15 protein-coding genes are annotated in these 21,496 nt (G+C 59.8%); 6 read left to right on the top strand and 9 right to left on the bottom strand.

Features of this window, described 5'->3' with window-relative positions:
- Nucleotides 1-67 precede the first annotated feature (67 nt).
- Both A7J50_RS17720 and A7J50_RS17715 read left to right on the top strand, forming a co-directional pair.
- Entirely contained in the window at nt 68-1,150 is a 1,083-nt protein-coding gene (locus tag A7J50_RS17720; RefSeq protein WP_064452984.1) for a catalase family peroxidase, read from the top strand.
- Nucleotides 1,147-1,686 (top strand): cytochrome b, encoded by a 540-nt coding sequence (locus A7J50_RS17715; RefSeq protein WP_064452983.1) that lies wholly within the window; start codon nt 1,147-1,149, stop codon nt 1,684-1,686. Before A7J50_RS17720 ends, A7J50_RS17715 begins: the two co-directional genes overlap by 4 nt.
- A gap of 17 nt (nt 1,687-1,703) precedes the next feature.
- Here the strand turns inward: A7J50_RS17715 and A7J50_RS17710 are convergent, their stop codons facing one another.
- A complete protein-coding gene (locus tag A7J50_RS17710; RefSeq protein ID WP_064452982.1) occupies nt 1,704-2,855 on the bottom strand; it encodes a M14 family metallopeptidase in 1,152 nt (383 codons plus the stop codon).
- Nucleotides 2,856-3,320: 465 nt separating this feature from the next.
- Nucleotides 3,321-3,671, bottom strand: coding sequence for a DUF6124 family protein (locus A7J50_RS17705; RefSeq protein ID WP_064452981.1), 351 nt, complete (start codon nt 3,669-3,671; stop codon nt 3,321-3,323).
- 130 nt (nt 3,672-3,801) lie between these two features.
- Between A7J50_RS17705 and A7J50_RS17700 the strand changes: the two genes are divergently transcribed.
- Complete coding sequence (locus tag A7J50_RS17700; RefSeq protein ID WP_064452980.1) at nt 3,802-4,437, top strand: LexA family protein; 636 nt, start codon at nt 3,802-3,804, stop codon at nt 4,435-4,437.
- On the opposite strand, the gene A7J50_RS17695 is transcribed toward A7J50_RS17700, so the two are convergent.
- The 4 genes from A7J50_RS17695 to A7J50_RS17680 are packed head-to-tail and all read right to left on the bottom strand — an operon-like array spanning nt 4,434 to nt 9,960.
- A complete protein-coding gene (locus A7J50_RS17695; protein WP_064452979.1) occupies nt 4,434-6,359 on the bottom strand; it encodes an acetyl/propionyl/methylcrotonyl-CoA carboxylase subunit alpha in 1,926 nt (641 codons plus the stop codon). The two genes, A7J50_RS17700 and A7J50_RS17695, sit on opposite strands and share 4 nt — an antisense overlap.
- Nucleotides 6,356-7,162 carry a gamma-carboxygeranoyl-CoA hydratase gene (locus tag A7J50_RS17690; protein WP_064452978.1) on the bottom strand — a complete coding sequence of 269 codons (807 nt, stop codon included), beginning with the start codon at nt 7,160-7,162 and terminating at the stop codon, nt 6,356-6,358. The genes A7J50_RS17695 and A7J50_RS17690 overlap by 4 nt, the downstream gene beginning before the upstream one ends.
- A gap of 14 nt (nt 7,163-7,176) precedes the next feature.
- Nucleotides 7,177-8,784 carry a carboxyl transferase domain-containing protein gene (locus tag A7J50_RS17685; RefSeq protein ID WP_064452977.1) on the bottom strand — a complete coding sequence of 536 codons (1,608 nt, stop codon included), beginning with the start codon at nt 8,782-8,784 and terminating at the stop codon, nt 7,177-7,179.
- Nucleotides 8,785-8,796: 12 nt separating this feature from the next.
- Nucleotides 8,797-9,960, bottom strand: a complete 1,164-nt coding sequence (locus tag A7J50_RS17680; protein ID WP_064452976.1) for an isovaleryl-CoA dehydrogenase — start codon at nt 9,958-9,960, stop codon at nt 8,797-8,799.
- A 174-nt stretch (nt 9,961-10,134) separates the two neighbouring features.
- Between A7J50_RS17680 and A7J50_RS17675 the strand changes: the two genes are divergently transcribed.
- On the top strand, nt 10,135-11,754 hold the full coding sequence (locus A7J50_RS17675; protein WP_167353734.1) for an AMP-binding protein: 1,620 nt from the start codon (nt 10,135-10,137) through the stop codon (nt 11,752-11,754).
- A 67-nt stretch (nt 11,755-11,821) separates the two neighbouring features.
- The gene (locus A7J50_RS17670) at nt 11,822-17,158 is read left to right on the top strand and encodes an NEL-type E3 ubiquitin ligase domain-containing protein (protein WP_064452974.1); all 5,337 of its coding nucleotides are present in this window, start codon (nt 11,822-11,824) and stop codon (nt 17,156-17,158) included.
- Nucleotides 17,159-17,706: 548 nt separating this feature from the next.
- On the opposite strand, the gene A7J50_RS17665 is transcribed toward A7J50_RS17670, so the two are convergent.
- From A7J50_RS17665 to A7J50_RS17655, 3 genes are all read right to left on the bottom strand, one after another.
- Nucleotides 17,707-18,606, bottom strand: a complete 900-nt coding sequence (locus A7J50_RS17665) for a hydroxymethylglutaryl-CoA lyase (RefSeq protein WP_064454964.1) — start codon at nt 18,604-18,606, stop codon at nt 17,707-17,709.
- Nucleotides 18,607-18,622: 16 nt separating this feature from the next.
- A complete protein-coding gene (locus A7J50_RS17660) occupies nt 18,623-19,015 on the bottom strand; it encodes a MerR family transcriptional regulator (RefSeq protein WP_053256917.1) in 393 nt (130 codons plus the stop codon).
- Between the two features lie 99 nt (nt 19,016-19,114).
- Complete coding sequence (locus A7J50_RS17655; protein WP_017136514.1) at nt 19,115-20,050, bottom strand: LysR family transcriptional regulator; 936 nt, start codon at nt 20,048-20,050, stop codon at nt 19,115-19,117.
- Nucleotides 20,051-20,216: 166 nt separating this feature from the next.
- Between A7J50_RS17655 and A7J50_RS17650 the strand changes: the two genes are divergently transcribed.
- Nucleotides 20,217-21,446, top strand: a complete 1,230-nt coding sequence (locus A7J50_RS17650; RefSeq protein ID WP_064452973.1) for an acyl-CoA dehydrogenase — start codon at nt 20,217-20,219, stop codon at nt 21,444-21,446.
- Nucleotides 21,447-21,496 lie beyond the last annotated feature (50 nt).

Genomic DNA, 21,496 nt, shown 5'->3' with positions numbered 1-21,496 from the left:
TCGGCGTTCGTCTTAATGCTCCGACCTTATGTTTCAACCCTTAGGCCTCTGGCCCTGGAGTCAGTTCATGGTAGATCACTCATCACCGCCCCGTCCTCCCTTGAGTACCGCGAGCCTGATCGCGCGGCTCGCCGGTATCGGTGCTGTGGTTGCAGTTGTTGCTGGGGCGTTTGCCTACGTCAACGGCACGCTTGACCCACAGCGCCTGCGCCCCAAAACCCTGGTCAATGCTCTGGAAGCCAATAACGGTTTGCACCCGGGCTTCCGACGCAATCATGCCAAAGGCGTGTGCGTGGCCGGTTACTTCGAGAGCAGCGCCGACGCGCGTGCTTACTCCAGTGCGCAGGTGTTCAGCGCGGCTAAAACCCCGGTGATTGGTCGATTTGCCTTGCCCAGCGGCAACCCCTATGCGCCGGACAGCAGTGTGCCGATTCGCAGCTTTGCGCTGCAATTCAGCCAGGCCAACGGCCAGCAATGGCGCACGGGGATGAACAGCATGCCGGTGTTCCCGGTGGGCACGCCTGAGGCGTTCTACCAGATGCTCAAGGCCGGCGCGCCAGACCCTGCGACCGGTAAGCCAAACCCGGCGAGTATACCGGCGTTTTTTGCCGCGCACCCGGAAACCGCGCCGTTCCTGGCATGGGTAAAGACCGCCAAGCCATCGGCGAGTTACGCGACTGAAACCTACAACGGCATCAATGCGTTTTATCTGGTGAGCGCCGACGGCAAGCGCCAGGCGGTGCGTTGGGGGGTAGTGCCGCAGAGCCAGGATGCGGCGGGTGATACCGCGCCCTCGGGCAGCGACTTCCTGGAAAAAGACCTGGTGCAGCGCCTGACGTCGGGCCCGCTGCGCTGGCAGTTGAACATGACGCTGGCCAACCCCGGTGACCCGCTGGACGATGCGAGCAAACCCTGGGTGGGCGAACACAAGGTGCTCAACGCCGGCACTCTGGTGCTGCAAAGCAGCCAGCCGCAAGCGGAGGGTGATTGCCGCGATATCAACTTTGACCCGCTGATTTTGCCCAATGGTATCCAAGCCTCCAACGACCCGCTGCTGGCAGCACGTTCGGCTGCCTATGCCAGTTCGTACCTGCGCCGCGCCGGTGAAGTCAGCCCCTTGCACAGCGCCCCCCTGGAGTCGAAGCCATGAATGTTCAACCACGGTTTTTCGCGCCGCTGGCCCGTCTGCTGCATTGGCTGATGGCACTGATGGTCATCGCCATGTTGTTTATCGGAGCGGGTATGGCCGCGTCGGTGTCGGAGCGCCATGAGTGGCTGATTCATCTGCACAAGCCGCTGGGTATCGCGATCTTGGCGTTGGTGATCGTACGGTTGGTGGTGCGCTTTTCCACACGGCAACCGCCGCTTCCGGCCGATTTGCCATTGTGGCAAGTGCTGGCCGCCAAGGCCTCGCACGTAGTGCTGTACGGATTGATGCTGGTGTTGCCGCTGCTGGGGTGGGCGATGATTTCCGCGGCCGGTGACCCGGTAATGCTCAGCAGTTCGGTGCAACTGCCGGCGCTGGTGGGGGCCAACGCGCCGTTGTTTGCGCTGTTGCGCAAAGCCCATGGCTATCTCGCCTATCTGTTGTTCCTGACGGTGCTGTTGCACCTGGCGGCGGCCCTGTTCCATGGGCTGATTCGTCGCGACGGCGTGCTGCAAAGCATGACCGGCACCAAGGACTGATGCCGGGGGCAGGGCGGTTAGCGTAGCGCCGTGACGATTTCGGCCACGGTGCTCAATACGTCCTTGCCCAGCTGTTTGGAGCGTTCACCTGACCAGCCGGTTTTCGGGTTGGGCGCGTCGTCGTTGTCCTTGAAGGGCATCTCCAGAGTCAGTGACAGGCAGTCATACCTTTCACCGACCGCATTACAGGCCAGCGTCATGTTGGCCTCGCCCGGCAGATCACGGGTGTAACCGTGGGTGGTCTGGAAGTCGCGGGTAAGGGCGCTCAAGTGGCTGCGGAAGTGTTTTTCCAACGCTTCGATACGCGGGGTGTAACCGGGGTTGCCTTCGCAGCCGGCGGTGAACACGTAGGGGATTTCCTCGTCGCCGTGGATATCGAGGAACAGGTCGACGCCGTATTTTTCCATCTGCTGCTGGGCGAACAGCACTTCCGGGCTGATCTCCTGGCTGGCGTTCTGCCAGGCACGATTCAGGTCCTGGCCCATGGCGTTGGTGCGCAAGTGGCCATGGAAGGCGCCGTCAGGGTTCATGTTCGGAATAAGGTACAGGTCGGCGACAGACAGGAGTTTTTTCAGCTCAGTGTCACCGTCCTGTTGCAGTCGCTCGATGATCCCTTCCATGAACCATTCGGCCATGTGTTCGCCGGGGTGTTGCTGGGCGATGATCCAGACATTACGCCGGCCCTCGCCACCTTTGCCGCGGCGCAGCAGTTGGATGTCGCGACCTTCTGCACTTTTGCCGGTGGCGAGCAATTGGGTGCCGGCGCGGTTCAAAGCCTGCCCGATCAGCCAGTCATGACGTTTACGGCTGTAGGGTTCAAAGTAGGCGATCCATGCATGTTTCTCGCGGGTTTCCAAACTGATGTGCAGCGTTTCGCCATCAAAGCGCGTGGGCACGCGGAACCAGTTGATGTGGTCGTAGGACGCCACGGCGTTGTAGCCGCTCCAGGCGTTTTTGTAGGAGGACTGGCTGGCGTTACTCAAGCGAAAGGTATGGGTGTGACCCACGTGCATACCTTCGGCCTTGAAGTGGAACCATTGGAAATGCGCGCTGCGGGTATCGGGTTTGATCGCCAGCAACAGCTGGTAAGCGTCGCTGGCATCCAGGACCTGGATGTTGCCGCTGTCGAAGTCGGTGCTGATCTTGATGGAGGTCAAGGCCACGGTCATAGTCTGGGCTGCCTGAGTATGATTGTTGTGGCGGATATCTTACACAGGAGTCAGGCAAAATCTTGATGCAAAATTGTTGCATGGGGAGGGGGCGTCATCCTTGACGCAACAGCAGCTTAGAATCTATGAGATTGATTCTCAAGCGCTATTTCGCAAAGATCCGGGCTAGAGCGTTCGTTCGGCTTGGTTTTGGGGATGGTCTTTTGCTACCATGCGCACCATTAAGCAACACACAGTCTTCATTAGCCTGAAGCCATGCCAGGGAAACTGGCAAAAAAAAGACCCGGCCAAAGAGCCGGGTCAAAAACCGTGATTAGCCTGATGAGGAGATATTCCAAGAGTCCGACCTAAGGTCCCTTGGTCTATCGACTGATCTCGCGATCAGCTGGGTCCAATAGTAATCATTATCATTTGCAAGTCAAATGTTTTTATCCATCCGATAGAAATATTTTTCCTTCGCGCCCGTCACGCGGTGGCCTGAGCAGCAGGCACGTGCAGCGTCTGCTCCACCATCGCTTTCGCCATATCAATCAAATACACCACCGAAAACGCCAGGTCCCGCTGATTGCCCTGACGGCTGCTTGCCGATTCATAGGCTGCTGCTGCCGCACTGCGTAACAGGTCCGAAGCGTGCACCAGTGCATCCTCATGGCTGATGCCGGGCTTGATGTCGAAAAACGTGGCGTCCGTGATCGGCGCCGACACATCTTCTTTCAAGTAATAGTCGAGTGCGCGCTTGGCGGCGCCGCTGTTGCACATGAGCAACAGTTCGTCGGTTTCAGCCGCGTCAGGCTGGTGATTTGGGCTGGTCGTCATGAGGGCGGGTACTCTGAGTGAATGTCGAAAACCTGCACCTGATATTAATACGAATCGTATTTATGTCATTTGATGGATTACTACAAACTGTTTATTGTCGTGGCGAATACGCAACGTATCGTCACGCCCCATGGATAACTGGATAGCGTTGGTCAAAACCAACATGAAAGACCGCAAGGTCACGCAGGACGAACTGGCCGAACGCTTGGGCATGTCCCAGGGCGGCGTTGGGCATTGGCTCAACAAACGTCGTGTGCCCAGCCTGGCGGACATGAACCGGGTACTTGCCGAGTTAGGGCTGGGCGATCTGGAAGTGGCGCTGGAAATTCGCGAGAGAGCCCATGAAGCGCCGGCGTTGGAAAAACACTACAACCCGTATTTTCGCTACCCGGTCAGCGACTGGAAGGGCGTCTGTGAAGTTCGTGAAGAACGCCCGACCTACGGCGCTGCGCGATTCGAATTGACCGATTACCACGCCCGCGGTGAAGCCTTCTGGCTGCCTGTGACAGGAGACGCCATGACCGCCCCGAGCGGACTGAGCATCGGCGCAGGCATGATGATCCTGGTGGACCCGGCCATCGATGCCGAACCCGGTAAACTGGTGGTCGCTCAATGGGCCGACAGCACCCAGGCGACCTTTCGCCAGTTATTGGTAGAGAGCGGCCAGCTTTACCTGGTACCGCTCAACCCGACTTACCCCAAATTACGCTTCACCGACGATTGCCGAATTCTTGGGGTCGTCGTGCAAGCCACTGCGAAGTTTTAGTCCGCTGCTTCGAGCTCCACCAAGGCACTGCCTTCGGCAACCATTTCGCCTTCCTGGCAGAACAGCGCCTTGACCACGCCGGTTTGCGGCGCGCGGATGCTGTGCTCCATCTTCATCGCCTCCAGTACCACCAGTTGGGTCCCGGCTTCCACGGTTTGCCCGACCTCCACCAGCACGCGCACGATGCTGCCATTCATCGGCGCGGTGAGGTCACCCTGATGAGATTGGTTGGCCTCGACCGCCGCAATCGGGTCAAACAGGCTGACAGCGTGCATCTCACCGTTCCAGCGCAGGTACACGGTGTCTTCGTTACGCATCGCCAGATGAGCGCGGCGTACGCCGTTGTGTTCGGTCCATAACTGTTCACCTTGCAACTGCGGCGGGCTCTGGCACAGCCTTACCAGATGATCCTGCCCATTGCAGCTCAGGTGCAGCGAAACATCGGCCGGTAATCCCGTGCGAAACCCGCGCGTATCCGCCCAAGGACCTTCACCGGCCGGCAAACTCTGCATAAATGCCGAGCCCGCTGCCTGCCAGAATTCATCACTCAAGGCGCCGGCCACGGGCAGTAGCTGGTCCTGATAGCGCGGAATAAACCCGGTATCCAATTCAGCTGCCGCAAACGCCGGGTGGCCGATGATGCGCCGTAAGAAGCCGAGGTTGGTCTTGAGCCCGCCCACGGCGAACTCATCCAGCATGCTCAACAAGCGCAGACGTGCCTGTTCACGGTCTTCACCCCAGGCAATCAGTTTGCCGAGCATCGGGTCGTAGAACGGTGAAACGCTGTCGCCTTGTTCGACGCCGCTGTCCACGCGGCGGCCCGGTCCCGGCGCAGATTCGCGGTACAGCGTAAGGTGCCCGGTGGCCGGCAGGAAATCATTGGCCGGGTCCTCGGCATACAAGCGCACTTCAATCGCATGACCCCTCAACGGCACCTGCGCTTGAGTGATCGGCAGTGGCTCACCCTGGGCGACACGAATCTGCCAGGCCACCAGGTCGAGGCCGGTAATCGCCTCAGTCACCGGATGCTCCACTTGCAGCCGCGTGTTCATCTCCATAAAGAAAAATTCGCCGCGCGAGTCCAGCAAAAACTCCACCGTGCCTGCGCCCACGTAGCCGATCGCCTGGGCGGCGCGCACGGCGGCTTCGCCCATGGCTTTGCGCTGTGCAACACTCAGGCCCGGCGCCGGCGCTTCTTCCACCACCTTTTGGTGACGACGCTGAATCGAGCAGTCGCGTTCATTGAGGTACAGGCAGTGGCCGTGCTGGTCGGCAAACACCTGGATTTCCACATGGCGCGGCTTGAGCAGGTATTTTTCCACCAGCATCTGCCCGTTGCCGAAGGATGAAAGCGCTTCCCGCTGGGCCGACGCCAAGGCTTCGGCCAGTTGGCTGACCTCCTCGACCACCTTCATGCCTTTGCCGCCGCCCCCGGCCGTGGCCTTGAGCAACACCGGATAACCGATACTTTCACAGGCATCGCGAAAGGTTTCCAGGTCCTGAGCGTCCCCGTGATAACCCGGCACCAGCGGCACGCCGGCCTTTTCCATCAATGCCTTGGCTGCCGATTTGCTGCCCATGGCGTCAATGGCAGAGGCGGGCGGGCCGAGGAAGATCAAACCCGCCGCCTCAATTGCACGGGCAAATCCGGCATTTTCTGACAGGAAACCATACCCCGGATGAATCGCCTGGGCGCCGCTGGCCTGTGCAGCGGCGATCAGCTTGTCGATTTGCAGGTAGCTGTCGGTGGCCTTGCTGCCACCCAGGTCGACACGAATATCCGCTTCGCGGCTATGGCGCGCATCGCGGTCCGTGGCGCTGTGCACGGCCACGGTGGTCAGCCCCATGGCCTTGGCCGTGCGCATCACTCGGCAAGCAATTTCGCCACGGTTGGCCACCAGTACAGTGGTCAGTGTGCTCATGAACGGGGCTCCTGGGCTTGCCAACTGGGCGAGCGTTTTTGCAGGAAGGACCGCAACCCTTCTTGACCCTCGGCGCTGACGCGAATCCGCGCAATGGCGTTTTCGCAGTAACGACGCAGGGCCGGGGTGAGTGCGCCGTTGCCCACCTCACGCAACAAATCCTTGCTGGCGCGCATGGCGGCCGGGCTGTTAAGCAGTAGATTGGCGACCCACTGTTCTACGTGTTGGTCCAGTTCGCCCGCCGGGTAACTTTCCGCCAACAAGCCGATATCCCGTGCCTGCTGGCCGCCAAAACGCTCGGCCGTCAGGGCATAGCGCCGCGCCGCACGCTCGCCGATGGCCTGCACCACGAACGGGCTGATCACCGCCGGTGCCAGGCCGATGCGCACTTCCGACAGGCAGAACTGCGCGTCATCGGCCCCAATCGCCATGTCGCAGCAGCTGATCAAGCCCAGTGCGCCACCGTAGGCCGCACCTTGTACCACCGCCAGCGTCGGGATTTTCAGCTTGGCCAGGTTGTACATCAGTTCGGCCAGCTCGCGGGCGTCGTCCAGGTTGGTGTGGTAGTCCAGCTCGGCAGATTGTTGCATCCAGGCTAGGTCAGCACCGGCGCTGAAGTGCTTGCCGCGTCCGCGCAGCACCAAAAAACGCAGGGATGAATCACCCTGCACCTGGTCGAGGGCGATGATCAGTTCGCGGATCATCTCGGCGTTGAACGCGTTGTTCTTGGCTTCACGGCTGAGCCACAGTGTGGCGAAGCCACGGCTGTCGGTGATCAGTTCGAGGGTGTTGAAATCGCTCATGGGTACAGCTCCATTTACATGCGGAACACGCCGAAGCGGCTCGGCTCGATGGGGGCATTCAGCGAAGCTGACAAGGCCAGCGCCAGCACGTCGCGGGTCTGCAACGGGTCAATCACACCGTCATCCCACAGGCGCGCGCTGGAGTAGTAGGGGTGGCCCTGGGTTTCGTACTGGTCGAGGATCGGCTGCTTGATGGCGGCTTCTTCCTCGGCGCTGAACCCGACGCCTGCACGTTCGGCCTGTTCACGCTTGACCTGGACCAATACGCCGGCCGCTTGTTCTGCCCCCATTACGCCGATGCGCGCATTTGGCCACATCCACAGAAACCGCGGGTCGTAGGCGCGCCCGCACATGCCATAGTTCCCGGCACCAAAGCTGCCGCCGATGATCACCGTAAACTTCGGCACCTTGGCGCAGGCCACTGCGGTAACCAGCTTGGCGCCATGCTTGGCGATGCCGCCGGCTTCGTACTTTTGGCCGACCATAAAGCCGGTGATGTTCTGCAGGAACAGCAGGGGAATCCCGCGCTGGCAGGCCAGTTCGATAAAGTGCGCGCCTTTTTGTGCCGCTTCGGCAAACAGAATCCCGTTATTGGCGAGGATCGCAATCGGGTAGCCGTGAAGGTGGGCAAAGCCGCACACCAAGGTGGTGCCGAACAGCGCCTTGAACTCATCGAACACCGAGCCATCCACCAGGCGCGCGATGACTTCGCGCACATCAAACGGCTGCTTTGCGTCGGCCGGGATCACACCGTAAAGCTCTTCGCTGCTGTACAGCGGCGCCACCGGCGTGCGTTGCAGTAACTCACCCTGTTTGCGCCAGTTAAGGTTGGCCACGCTGCGCCGTGCAAGGGCCAGGGCGTGTTCATCACTGTCGGCATAATGGTCGGCTACGCCGGAGATCTTGCAGTGCACATCGGCACCGCCCAGGTCTTCGGCGCTGACCACTTCGCCAGTCGCCGCTTTTACCAGTGGCGGCCCGGCGAGGAATATCGTGGCTTGCTGGCGCACCATGATCGCTTCGTCGGCCATCGCCGGCACATACGCGCCGCCGGCGGTGCACGAGCCCATCACCACTGCGATCTGCGGGATGCCCTGGGCGCTCATGTTGGCTTGGTTGAAGAAGATGCGTCCGAAGTGTTCGCGGTCGGGGAACACCTCGTCCTGGCGGGGCAGGTTGGCGCCGCCGGAATCCACCAGGTAGATGCACGGCAGGCGGTTTTGCTCGGCGATGGTCTGGGCGCGCAGGTGTTTTTTTACCGTGAGCGGGTAGTACGAGCCGCCTTTTACCGTGGCGTCGTTGGCGACGATCATGCATTCGACGCCTTCCACGCGGCCGATCCCGGCGATCACGCCGGCGGCGGGTACGTCTTCGCCATACACCTGATGGGCAGCCAGTTGGCTGAGTTCGAGGAACGGCGAGCCAGCATCGAGCAAACGGTTGATTCGCTCGCGAGGTAGCAGCTTGCCGCGTGAAGTGTGCCGCTCCTGGGCTTTCGCGCCGCCGCCTTGTTGCACGTGGGCGAGCAGGGTATGCAGGGCGTCGACCTGGTGGCGCATCGCCGCGCTGTTGGCGGCAAATTCCGCCGAGCGCGGGTTGAGCTGGGTGTGCAAGGTGGCCATGGGCGCGCTCCGTCAGCGGGTTTCGTTGAAGAGTTCGCGACCGATCAACATGCGGCGAATCTCACTGGTGCCGGCGCCAATTTCGTACAGCTTGGCGTCACGCAGCAGTCGCCCGGCGGGGAATTCGTTGATGTAGCCGTTGCCGCCGAGAATCTGGATCGCGTCGAGGGCCATTTGCGTGGCGCGCTCGGAGGTGTAAAGGATCACCCCAGCGGCATCCTTGCGTGTGGTTTCGCCGCGCTCGCAGGCCCGGGCCACGGCGTACAGGTAGGCGCGACCCGCGTTGAGATGGGTGTACATGTCGGCGACCTTGCCCTGGATCAGCTGGAATTCGCCGATGCTTTGGCCGAACTGCTTGCGATCGTGGATGTACGGCACGATCAGGTCCATGCACGCTTGCATGATGCCGATCGGGCCACCCGCCAGCACCACGCGTTCGTAGTCCAGGCCGCTCATCAGCACTTTGACGCCGCCATTAAGTACGCCGAGGATGTTTTCTTCCGGCACTTGCACGTCATCGAAAAACAGCTCGCAGGTGTTGGAGCCGCGCATGCCCAGCTTGTCGAATTTGTTGCTGCGGCTGAAGCCTTTCCAGTCGCGCTCGACGATAAAGGCGGTGATGCCGTGAGGGCCTTTTTCCAGGTCGGTCTTGGCGTAGATCACGAAGGTATTGGCGTCGGGGCCGTTGGTGATCCAGGTCTTGCTGCCATTGAGCACGTAATGGTCGCCGCGTTTTTCGGCGCGCAATTTCATCGAGACGACATCGGAGCCGGCATTCGGCTCGCTCATGGCGAGCGCGCCGACGTGCTCGCCGCTGATCAGCTTGGGCAGGTACTTGAGCTTCTGCGCGTGGCTGCCGTTGCGGTTGATCTGGTTGACGCACAGGTTGGAGTGGGCGCCGTAGGACAAGCCGACCGAGGCCGACCCACGGCTGATTTCTTCAATGGCGACCACATGCGCGAGGTAACCCAGGCCGGCGCCGCCATACTCTTCCGGCACGGTGATACCGAGCAAGCCCATGTCACCGAACTTGCGCCACATATCGGCGGGGAACAGGTTGTCACTGTCGATTTGTGCCGCGCGGGGAGCGATTTCCTTGGCCACGAAGGACTGCACCTGATCGCGCAGCATGTCGATGGTTTCGCCGAGGGCGAAGTTCAGGGACGGGTAACTCATGGACAGGCACCTTAATGTGAGCATTGTTTTTGTGTGGGTTGAGCGCCGGGGGAGGTTGCTCACCTTTACGTTAACGTAAGCTTGCGTTGCGAGGCTGTCAATCGTAGTTTACGTTTACGTCAAGCAACCGCCGTCCACCTTACAAAAAAGACAAAAGGGGTCGTTATGGATCAACTGAATCAGAGCTACAGCCGTGGCGCTCAGGACAAGACGTTGCTGGCCATGACTATCGGCCAAGCCTTCGACAACACGGTTTCGCAATACCCCGATGGCGAAGCGCTGGTGGTGCGCCATCAGCAACGCCGCTACACCTGGCGACAATTGGCCGAGACTGTTGATCTGCACGCACGCGCGTTCCTCGCCTTGGGCATGCAAACCGGTGACCGCCTGGGAGTCTGGGCTCCCAATTGCGCCGAGTGGTGTATCAGCCAAATCGCCAGCGCCAAGCTCGGGGTGATTTTGGTGAATATCAACCCCGCCTATCGCAGCAGCGAATTGGCGTACGTCCTCAAGCAATCCGGTTGCCAGTGGCTGGTGTGTGCGGGGTCGTTCAAGGGCTCTGATTACCACGCCATGCTGCAAGAGTTGCAGCCGGACCTGCGTGCCATGATCAGCCTCGACCCGAGCCCGCCCGCAGGATTCCTGCCCTGGTCACAATTGTCGGCCCTCGGCGCAGGCGTCCCGCCCGAACAACTGCAAAGCCGCCAGGCCAGCCTGCACTTCGATCAAGCCGTCAACATCCAGTACACCTCCGGCACCACCGGCTTCCCCAAAGGGGCCACCCTCAGTCACCACAACATCCTCAATAACGGTTACATGGTCGGTGAAAGCCTGGGCCTCACGGCGCAGGATCGCCTGGTGATCCCGGTGCCGCTGTATCACTGCTTCGGCATGGTGATGGGCAACCTTGGTTGCATCACCCATGGCACCACCATGATCTACCCCAATGATGGCTTCGACCCTCTGCTGACGCTCACTGCCGTTGCCGAAGAGCGCGCCACCGGGCTGTACGGGGTACCGACGATGTTCATCGCGTTGCTCGATCACCCGCGCCGGGGCGAGTTCGACCTGTCGACCCTGCGCACCGGCATCATGGCCGGCGCTACATGCCCCATCGAGGTCATGCGCCGTGTCATCAGCGAGCTGCACATGGGCGAGGTGCAGATCGCCTATGGCATGACCGAAACCAGCCCGGTGTCACTGCAGACCGGCGCCAATGACGACCTCGAGCGCCGTGTCACTACCGTCGGGCGCACTCAGCCGCAACTGGAAAACAAGATCATCGACATCGATGGCAATACGGTTGCACGCGGTGAGATCGGCGAATTGTGCACCCGGGGCTACAGCGTGATGCTCGGCTACTGGAATAACCCCGACGGCACCCGCGACGCCATCGATGACGCGGGCTGGATGCACACCGGCGACCTGGCGACCATGGACGAGCACGGCTATGTGTGCATCGCCGGGCGTAACAAGGACATGATTATTCGCGGCGGTGAAAACGTGTACCCGCGTGAGCTGGAAGAGTTTTTCTTCACCCACCCGGCGGTGGCTGACGTGCAAATCATCGGCATCCCGGATGCGCGTTACGGTGAAGAGATCGTGGCGTGGATCAAGTTCCATCCCGGCCATGTCGCCAACGAGCTGGAGCTGCAAACCTGGTGCAAGGGCCGCATTGCGCACTTCAAGACGCCCAAACATTTCAAGTTCGTAGAAGAGTTTCCGATGACCGTAACCGGCAAGATCCAGAAGTTTCGCATGCGTGAGATCAGCATTAAGGAACTGACGCGTTAACTACTTAGCCCCCGGCGCAAAAGTAGCTCATTAAATTGGTCTTTTGAGAACACTCACTGGACCGGATATGCCCGATATAGACACCGCCTACGCACTGGTAGAGGCGCAGAGCATTCATGTGGGGCCAATCCGGGAGCACATCCCGGGTTGGTATGCCGACTCTTCATTGCGCCGTAAGCGCGAACTGGCTGAATTTGCACTTGATGTGCCGGACTTTTACCTCAGCGCCAGTACCCTTGAGTGTGAAAACCTCCACACGGCCCATGCCGACGGTTGGGCTGCATTGAATGCGGTCGATCGGGTTTTTGATGGGCTCAAGGACAGCGTCGAATTTGTCGAGCCGTTATTGGTCAAGGCGATAAAAGCGCAGCTCAACCTTGATTTGGATGTCAGGAAAACCTTTTACGCACGCAAAATTTACTACCGCAACCGTGTCGATGAGCGCAGCGATTTTGGCGGGGCATTTGCGTTTTCCACAGGCGTTGGTGGGCCCAGAGACTATTACTACTCCGGCATCACGTTGCTGGAAGCCGCGATGGGTAACTTCTCTGCTGACGAAGGGATTGCGGGATCATGCGACGATTGCCAGCTGATTACCCGGTTCGATTTTCAGGCTGACAGCGCAGTATTGCCCACTGAATTTGCGGTCAAACAGCTGGCGCTGACACTGCCTGCTCATCGGTTTGCGGCCCTGTGTCGCAGCCTCGATCTGGGTAAGCAGTACCAGGCACATGTTAACGCAGTGCTTGCGCCCGTTGACCCTCCAGGCACCGAGGCAGGCACGGCGGCCACGGCACTGCTGAGGGAACTGGTGACGTATCAAAAAATACAACTGGAGGTGCAGGCCCGGATAGCGCTGGCGCGTAAACACATCGAAGCGGATAGCTTCCAGATGATCATGGATTACGGCGCCTATCGGCTAGGGAGCAAGGTCGTCACTTGGAGGGGACTCGATATGATGTGTTCCACCCCGACCATCGAGCGTGTCCAAACCAGACAGATCATGTTGTTTTACACGGACACCCCGCGGGTTGAGAACTACCTGCTTTACATACCGGGTGACCCAGACAAGCCCCTGATGGAATACACCTCGCTCTGGGCCGTGGCCGATGATTTGGCCAAGCGTCTGTGCGTCTTCAAGTACCGGGTGTTTTTCAGTCAATTTATTCCGGTTGAGTACCAGCATAAATTTTTTACCGCGGTTAAACAGACCCTGGATCCTCAAGACATCTATGAGCCCCATGACAACTTCACGTTAGACAGCCATGCAGGGCACCACCGGCCTCGGATATTCGAAACAACGTACTACGTCGATTGGCACTACTGGGCGCAGCAGAAGCTCACCCTGACCCGCGATAACGCCAAGGCACTGGTGGTGTCGACCGCTGATCAAGACACGCGGGCCCAGCGTGAATGGTTGCAGGCCGTTGGCAGTGCCGCGTTGGATGTCCTCAATTTGGCGTCATTCGTTGTGCCGGGGTTAGGCCCGTTGATGATGATGGTCGGTGCCATTCAAATGATGAGTGAGCTTGAGGAGACCGTTTCCGCGATCAGGGAAGGTGATACGAAAGAGGCGTGGGCGCATGCGTCAGGGATCATGCTGAACCTGGCGTTTGTGGGTGCCGGGCACACGCTGATTCCGGTCATCAGCGAGTCTGAGTACGTCAAAGGATGGGTGCATGTGGTCTCGCCCCAGGGGAAAACACGCCTGGCAAGGCCAGACGTCGACGATTACCAACAATCCGTGGTCCTACCACCGGGCACGCGCCCGGATTCCCTGGGTGTGTATACCCACGCCGGCAAACGTTATTTGTCGGCGCAGAACGGGCGTTATTACGCACTGGCGAATGCGGATGGCGCATTCACGCTCCGCCACCCCAGCGATTTACGACGGTATGCGCCACGCGTCGTGCATAACGGTATGGGCGCCTGGGTACACGAATTCGAGCAACCGCTCAGTTGGGACCGGCGCACGCTTATGCGGCGTATAGGCCCTTCGGTGGACGGGCTCAGCGACGAGCAGTTAGAGCAGATTTACCAGGTCAGCGGTATTCACGAAGATCAATTGCGCAGGATGTATATCGACCTGTCGCCACCGCCACCATTATTGGCCGAGAGCATCCGACGTTTTCAGATCGGTCGTCGTTACAGCGTTTTTATGGAGCAGATGTGCAGTCCCGACGCCGAGGTCTACAGCCAGTCAGATCCTGACCTGCAGGTGGAACTGCTGACCCACGAAAGAATCTGGCCACCGTCCAGGGGCCTGAGTGTCATCGACACTGAACAAGGCGCCACGATTTATCAGGCGCCTGCGGGTTCCCAAGCGAAGGCCCAGGTAGCGATCAGCAGGCAGGCGCTGTACAGCGGGCAATTGCTTGATACGGTGGTCGCGGAGCTGAGCGATGAACAGTTGCAGGTCTTGTTGGGCGAGGATGTCCAGGAAGCCCGGCTGCGCGAAGGGCTCAGTAAAAATCCTTCCTCAGGCAGTTACTCGTGGGAACTGACCAACTTGTTGCGCCGCCCGCGTGATCCCGGCATGACCCTGTCGAGGTTAAGACTGCGACTGGCACTGGCGGCCCGGCTCAAGCGTGATGAGCTGTTGAACGCCGTACCTCAGAGTCCAGACGCGCCTGCACGCTGGATCCAGGAGGCGTTTCCCGCGTTGCCCGACGTAGCGGTCGAGCAATTGCTGGAACATATGGATGAGGTTCAGCGTCAGCAACTGATTACCACCCAACGACCGCCTTTGCAGCTTTCGCAAGAGGCGCGCGAATACCTCGACGCATTTCGCCTGCAGCGGGCCTACGAAAGCCTCTACCTCCCTGTAGGCATGAGCGAAGACATGGCGCGTCTCGCCCTGCACACCCTGGAGAATATGCCGGGGTGGTCGGACACCGTACGTATCGAGTTGCGTGACGGCACCTACACAGGGCCGGTGTTGGACAGTATCGGACTACTCGATGCCAAACGCAGACATGTCTGGATCAAGCGTGCCGATGGACGCGTAGGGAGTACCTGGCATGCCTATGACACCGACAGGTTCTACGAGTCACTGTTTGAGTGGGTGCCGACGCCTGATGTCGAGGTGATGGTTTACCCGGCGCAAGCGCGTTGGACTAATCTTCGCCGTGCCTTGCAGCAGCAGGCGCGTACCCCTGCCGAGCTGCGGGACACCCTCGATATGCCCGCCGTCGAGCAAGGCTATCAATCGCCGATGGGATTGGCTCAAGGTGCTCGTGGTGACGGCGCGGTAACGCCTTCAACGCGTGCCATTCAATGCCGTCTCAAAGCTCAGAAGCTCTATCCCGGTTCGACGCTGGAGCAAATAGAGGACTACCTGAACGTCAAGGGGCAGGGTGATGCCTTCATGCTCAAGGAGGTTCGCCGAATGCAGGTTGAATTTGACCGCTTGAGTGAGGACTTGAAGCAATGGGCAGGCACTCAGCCTCTTAAGTTGAAGGTGGCAGAGCGGATCAAGAGGTGCTGGCAGCGACGTACCGATCTCGTCCGCAATAATGCCGATGAGGCGACAGGTTACGCCCTGGACCTCAGCAATTGGCATGTCGAAGACTTGCCGACGTTAACGGTTGAAATGCCCAACGTCGCAAGCCTGACGCTGCGAAACATGAGGTTGTCGAATTCGAATAATGTCGGCGAGTTTCTGGGTTCCTTCAAGGGGCTGCGTCACCTGGATTTGAGTGGAAATCGCCTGACTCATCTGCCGAAGATTATTGGCAGCATGAGCGGGCTGAGCCGATTGTCCCTGGCGGACAACCAACTGCAGTTGACCGCTGACAGCGTGGCGGCGTTGGCGCGCTTGAACCACTTGCGGGTGCTTTCACTGGCGAACAACCCTCTGCTGCTGGCACCTGATGTCAGTGCTATGACGCGGTTGGATCAACTCTACCTGGCCAGGTGCGGATTGAACGTATTGCCTGTCGGAGGGCTGGAGCTGCGTTGGTTAACGCGTCTGGACTTGCGTAACAACCTGCTGCAGGAACTGCCTGAAACGCTGTTTGAGCGAACAGCGCAGCAGAACAGGGGGACGACATTGGGTGAGAATCCACTGTCCGAGCAAACCCGGGATCGAATTGAAGCCTATCGACAGCGCAGTGGTGTGGCATTGCTCGACAGGGCGATGTCACGGCATGTCACCGAGAGCGTTGCCTTGTTGATTTGGCTTGAGGAAATGCCGGCCGCTCAACGTGTGCAACTGGAGCAGCTATGGCGCGACCTTCGGTCAGAACCTGGTGCGGATGCTTTCTTTCGGTTGATTGCGGACATGACCCGTTCGGCCACTTACAAGGCAGCGAATGCGCGTGCCGGGCTCGCTGGGCAAGTCTGGGAGCTGATAAGAGATGTTTCGGACGATGAGGCACTTCGTCAGGAAATTTTCAAGGCGGTCGACGTCCCTGGGACCTGCACGGACCAACGCACTGATGTGCTGTTCAAACTCCGTCTGCAGGTGCGGATTCATAAAGCCAGGCTTGACGCGGGTACTTTGCAGGTAGAACCGAGGCTGATAGAGCTGGGCAGGGGCCATTTTCGTCTGGTGGAGCTGGATAAACTGGTCAGCGCGGATATTGCCGGGCGCGAATCGGCCTTGCACGCACGTGCTGCTGCGGATGCGCTGAACATGGCTGCGACGGTGGCTGGAGAACAAGGTTTGCCCGGTGCCGCCGCTTTGGCCGAAGCCGCTCTGGCGGCAACAGCCGCTGCAGATACCGCGCAAGCCGCAGCGGAGTTGGGCGCGCCAGGGGCTCTCGCCGCAGACGCCGCCGAGCGCCAGGTACGCGCGATTGCGAGCGCGGCAGGTGTCGTTGATTGGCCCAGAGAGCCCTATAGTGAAGGTATCGAGGTGGATCTGGTTTATCGAACGTCCCTGGCCGATCGGCTCAACTTACCGCTTCAGCCGCGCCTCTTGACGTTTGCGCACTTGTACCCGGTCAGTGAACCGCTCATCCGCCAAGCTGGCGAAACCGTGCTGGAGCAGGAGGCCGTGCCGGGTGCGCTGGCGCGCTTCTTGGTGGAAGAGACCTTTTGGGGCAATCACCTGACGAGTCTCTATGCCCAAGAGATTGAGCAACACTTCGGTGAAACAAAACAATTGCTACAAGAACAATCGTCGGTGCTGGATGACCTCGAAACGTGCGTCAGAGCCTATGATGAGGCCGAGAATGCTGCGGCTCGTGTCTCGCATCTAGAGGATATAAACGAGGCATTGGAAGACGTGATGAGGCTTTTTGGTTTAGAGCGCCAGCAGATTGTCGGGCCTGCGGGAATGCCGCAAGCCGACTTTCTATCAACGCAACGCATTGCGGTGGGAGAGCGTTGGGCGATAGAGGAAAAACGTGCGCTGGTGGCTGTTACCCAATCAATACTGGATAGGCCCATACCCGTCTGAACCCGTGCGCCAGAAAGCACAAAGGGGACCCGAAGGTCCCCTTTAATTTGTCGTTGCGTGCTCTTTTTTTATTATTGAGGGGCGGTCTATTGTTGTTTTTGGCAACCGTTACCCTTTACCGCTGTTTTTGGCGACCCCCATCCGGGGTCAAGAGCAAACGTATTTTTTTGAGCGCTGATCTGCTTCTTCGTAATCGATCCAACCAGTGGGTAGCTACCTGAGGTAGTTTTATTTTTCTCTAACCGGTTGCGGGTTTCGGCACGCCGTACCCTGCGAAGCACATCTTCTCCAAAAAAATCTGTTAGCTGCGTCTCTGCCGTGTTGTTTTTGTTATGTCAGAGTCGTTTCGTCTTATTTTTATTAGGTTTGGCGCTTTTTATTCTTGTTATGCAATAGAGATAGCAGAAGCCGTGCCAACTTTTAAAAGTCCTTTAAAATCAATGGTTTGATTTTTTCGTGGGAAATGAACTACGGCAAATAAGACAAAATATGTTCCCGTGTTACTCGCTATGTAGCGGTGCGGTAACACATTGTCACGGCTAAGCTACTCAACCGGCTGTTCGGGCCTTTGCCACACGCGAACCGGTTGGGCGCCCCAGCACCTGACTGATCTGCAGGCCCGCGCGAATCAGCGCCTGCAAGTCGACTCCGGTGTCGATACCCAGGCCATTGAGCAGGTACACCACATCCTCGGTGGCGACGTTACCGCTAGCGCCTTTGGCGTAAGGGCAGCCGCCAAGGCCTGCGATAGAGCTGTCGAACACACTCACACCTTCGAGCAGGCTGGCGTAGATATTCGCAATCGCCTGGCCGTAGGTGTCATGAAAGTGCCCGGCCAGCTTGTCCCGTGGCACCTGCGCACCGACCACTTCAAACAGCTGCCGCGTGGCGCCCGCCGTGCCGGTGCCGATGGTGTCGCCCAGGGAAACCTCATAGCAGCCCATGGCATACAACTCGCGCGCGACCGCCGCGACCTGTTCCGGGGCGATGTCACCTTCGTAAGGGCAACCCAACACACACGACACATAGCCGCGCACGCTGATGCCGTGCTGCTTGGCCGCCGCCATGATTGGCGCAAAGCGCTCCAGGCTTTCGCTGATCGAGCAGTTGATATTGCGCTGGGAAAACGCCTCGGACGCTGCCGCGAACACCGCCACTTCCTTCACGCCTGCAGCCAGCGCATCTTCAAACCCGCGCAGGTTCGGTGCGAGTGCGCCGTAGGTCACGCCGGGCTTGCGCTGAATCTGCGCAAACACCTCGGCCGAGCCGGCCATCTGCGGCACCCATTTGGGCGACACAAAACTGCCAACCTCGATATAGCGCAAGCCTGCGCCGGTCAGGGCATCCACCAACTGGACCTTGTCGGCCACGCTGATGGGCTGGGCTTCGTTCTGTAATCCGTCGCGCGGGCCGACTTCCACCAGGCGTACGTGTGAGGGGAGGGACATGGCAGCTACCTTCTGGTTATTGGCCAACCTGGCTCATGGTCTGCGCCAGGGCCTGGGTGCAACGCTCTTCGGCGGTGTCCAGTTCCAGTTTCATCTGTTCGATATCCAGCAACTGTTGCTCAAGCTGCTCGCGGCGCTCGGCGATCTTGGCCAGCATGCTGTTGAGCTGGATGTGGTTGCCGCTGGTAGGGTCGTAGAGTTCGATCAGCTCGCGGCATTCGGCCAGGGAGAAGCCGATGCGTTTGCCACGCAGGATCAGCTTGAGGCTGACCTTGTCCCGCGCCGAGTAGATGCGCTCCTGGCCCCGACGTTCAGGGGCCAGCAGGCCTTGTTCTTCATAGAAACGAATGGCGCGGGTAGTAATGTCGAGCTCGCGGGCGAGGTCGGAAATGCTGTAGGTCGTGCTCATGGGGGCGCTCAAGAAGGTCTTGGCGCTAAGCTAATGGCACGTTGACGTAAACGTCAAGGGCTGCCGTGCAGCCCAGCGCAAGCAAGCCCCCTGCGAGGCTCAAGCTTGCTTGCCATCGAGCTTCTTCTCATGCGCCGTCACCTGTTGGCACAACTCGATCATCTGCTCACGCATCCAGCGGTTGGCCGGGTCCTGGTCGGTGCTTTCGTGCCAGTACAGGTGGGTTTCCACCGGCGGCACGTCGTTGACCGGCAAGTTGAACCAGTGCAGTTCGTGGCGGCGGGCGAAGCGTTCGGGCACGGTCATGACCATGTCGGTCTGCTGCAACACTTGCGAAGCCATCAGGTAATGCTGGGAGCGCAGGGCGATCTTGCGCTGGATGCCCATTTTGCCCAACGCCAGGTCGACATGGCCCAAGCCGTTGCGGCGGCTGGAGATATGGATATGGGTCAGTGACAGGTAGTCGTCCAGGGTGAATTTGTCCTTGCCCGCCATCGGGTGGCCCTTGCGCATGGCGCACACGTAGCGGTCTTCCATCAGCTTCACATGGCGCACTTGCGGGTCAGTGTTAAGCGGCGCGTCCACGGCAAAGTCCAGGCGCCCGGCGGCCAGCTCCTTGGTGGTTTCGCGGCGTTTGGACAGGAAACTCTCGATCACCACGGTCGGCGCCAGGCGGCGCAGGCGCTGGAACAGCAACGGCAGAATCACCGCCTCGGTAAGGTCGGTCATGCTGATGCGATAGGTCTTGGCCGCCTGTTGCGGGTTGAAAATCCGGCTTTCCTGCACCGACACCCGCAGCAGCGACAACGCGTTGCGCACCGGGCCGATGATGTTCTGCGCCATCGGCGTAGGCACCATGCCTTGGGCGGTGCGCACGAACAGCGGGTCGTTGAACGTCTCGCGCAGGCGCGCCAGTGCGTTGGACACCGCCGGCTGGGTGATGCCGACAATTTGCCCGGCGCGAGTCAGGTTGGCTTCGGTGTAGATCGCGTCGAAGACGATAAAGAGGTTGAGGTCGACCTTGCTCAGATTCATGTCGTTGCGCTCTTATTGTTAGGTGGCGATTTGTTAAGTGCCCATGCGCCGATCATATATCGGTGATGAATGTTAATACACGCCGAGAATAGGCTAGGTAAATTATCAACCCTGTTCTAGCATCGATTGCATGACCTAAACAACCTCTCAGAGAAGGGAGCTGCTCATGGATTTCGCCTATTCGCCCAAGGTTCAGGAACTGCGTGAACGCGTCACCGCGTTCATGGACGCTTACGTTTACCCGGCCGAGACGGTGTTTGAACGCCAGGTCAGCGAAGGTGACCGCTGGCAGCCCACCGCCATCATGGAGGAGCTGAAAGCCAAGGCAAAAGCCGAAGGCCTGTGGAACCTGTTCCTGCCGGAATCCGAGCTGGGCGCCGGCCTGACCAACCTCGAATACGCGCCGTTGGCCGAGATCATGGGCCGCTCCTTGCTGGGACCGGAGCCGTTCAACTGCTCCGCCCCCGACACCGGCAACATGGAAGTGCTGGTGCGCTACGCCAACGCAGAACAGAAACAACGCTGGCTCGAACCGCTGCTGCGCGGCGAGATCCGCTCGGCCTTTGCCATGACCGAGCCGGACGTGGCCTCCTCAGACGCCACCAACATGGCCGCCCGCGCCGAACGCCAGGGCGATGAGTGGGTGATCAACGGCAAGAAGTGGTGGACCTCCGGCGCCTGCGACCCGCGCTGCAAGATCCTGATCTTCATGGGCCTGAGCAACCCGGATGCACCGCGTCACCAGCAGCACTCGATGATCCTGGTGCCGGTGGACACCCCCGGCGTGAAGATCGTGCGCCCGCTGCCGGTATTCGGTTACGACGACGCCCCTCACGGCCACGCTGAAGTGCTGTTCGACAACGTGCGCGTACCGTATGAAAACGTACTGCTCGGTGAAGGCCGCGGCTTTGAAATTGCCCAGGGTCGCCTTGGCCCAGGCCGTATCCACCACTGCATGCGCTCCGTCGGCATGGCCGAGCGTGCGCTGGAGCTGATGTGCAAACGCGCCGTCAGCCGTACCGCGTTCGGCAAGCCATTGGCACGCTTGGGCGGCAATATCGACAAGATCGCCGACTCGCGGATGGAAATCGACATGGCGCGCCTGCTGACCTTGAAGGCGGCCTACATGATGGATACCGTCGGTAACAAAGTGGCGAAAAGCGAAATCGCCCAGATTAAGGTCGTGGCGCCGAACGTGGCGTTGAAGGTGATCGACCGCGCGATCCAGATCCACGGAGGTGCCGGGGTGTCCAACGACTTCCCGCTGGCCTACATGTACGCCATGCAACGCACCTTGCGCCTGGCCGACGGCCCGGATGAAGTACACCGCGCGGCGATCGGCAAGTTCGAGATCGGCAAGTATGTGCCTAAAGAGCTGATGCGCAGCGGGCAGTAACACCGCGTCGCCCCTATCGCGGGCAAGCCAGCTCCCACAATTGACCGATT

The organism is Pseudomonas antarctica, from assembly GCF_001647715.1.
Lineage (GTDB): Bacteria > Pseudomonadota > Gammaproteobacteria > Pseudomonadales > Pseudomonadaceae > Aquipseudomonas > Aquipseudomonas antarctica_A.
Note: the sequence above shows the minus strand (reverse complement) of the source record. Positions and strands in the feature narration are given on the sequence as shown.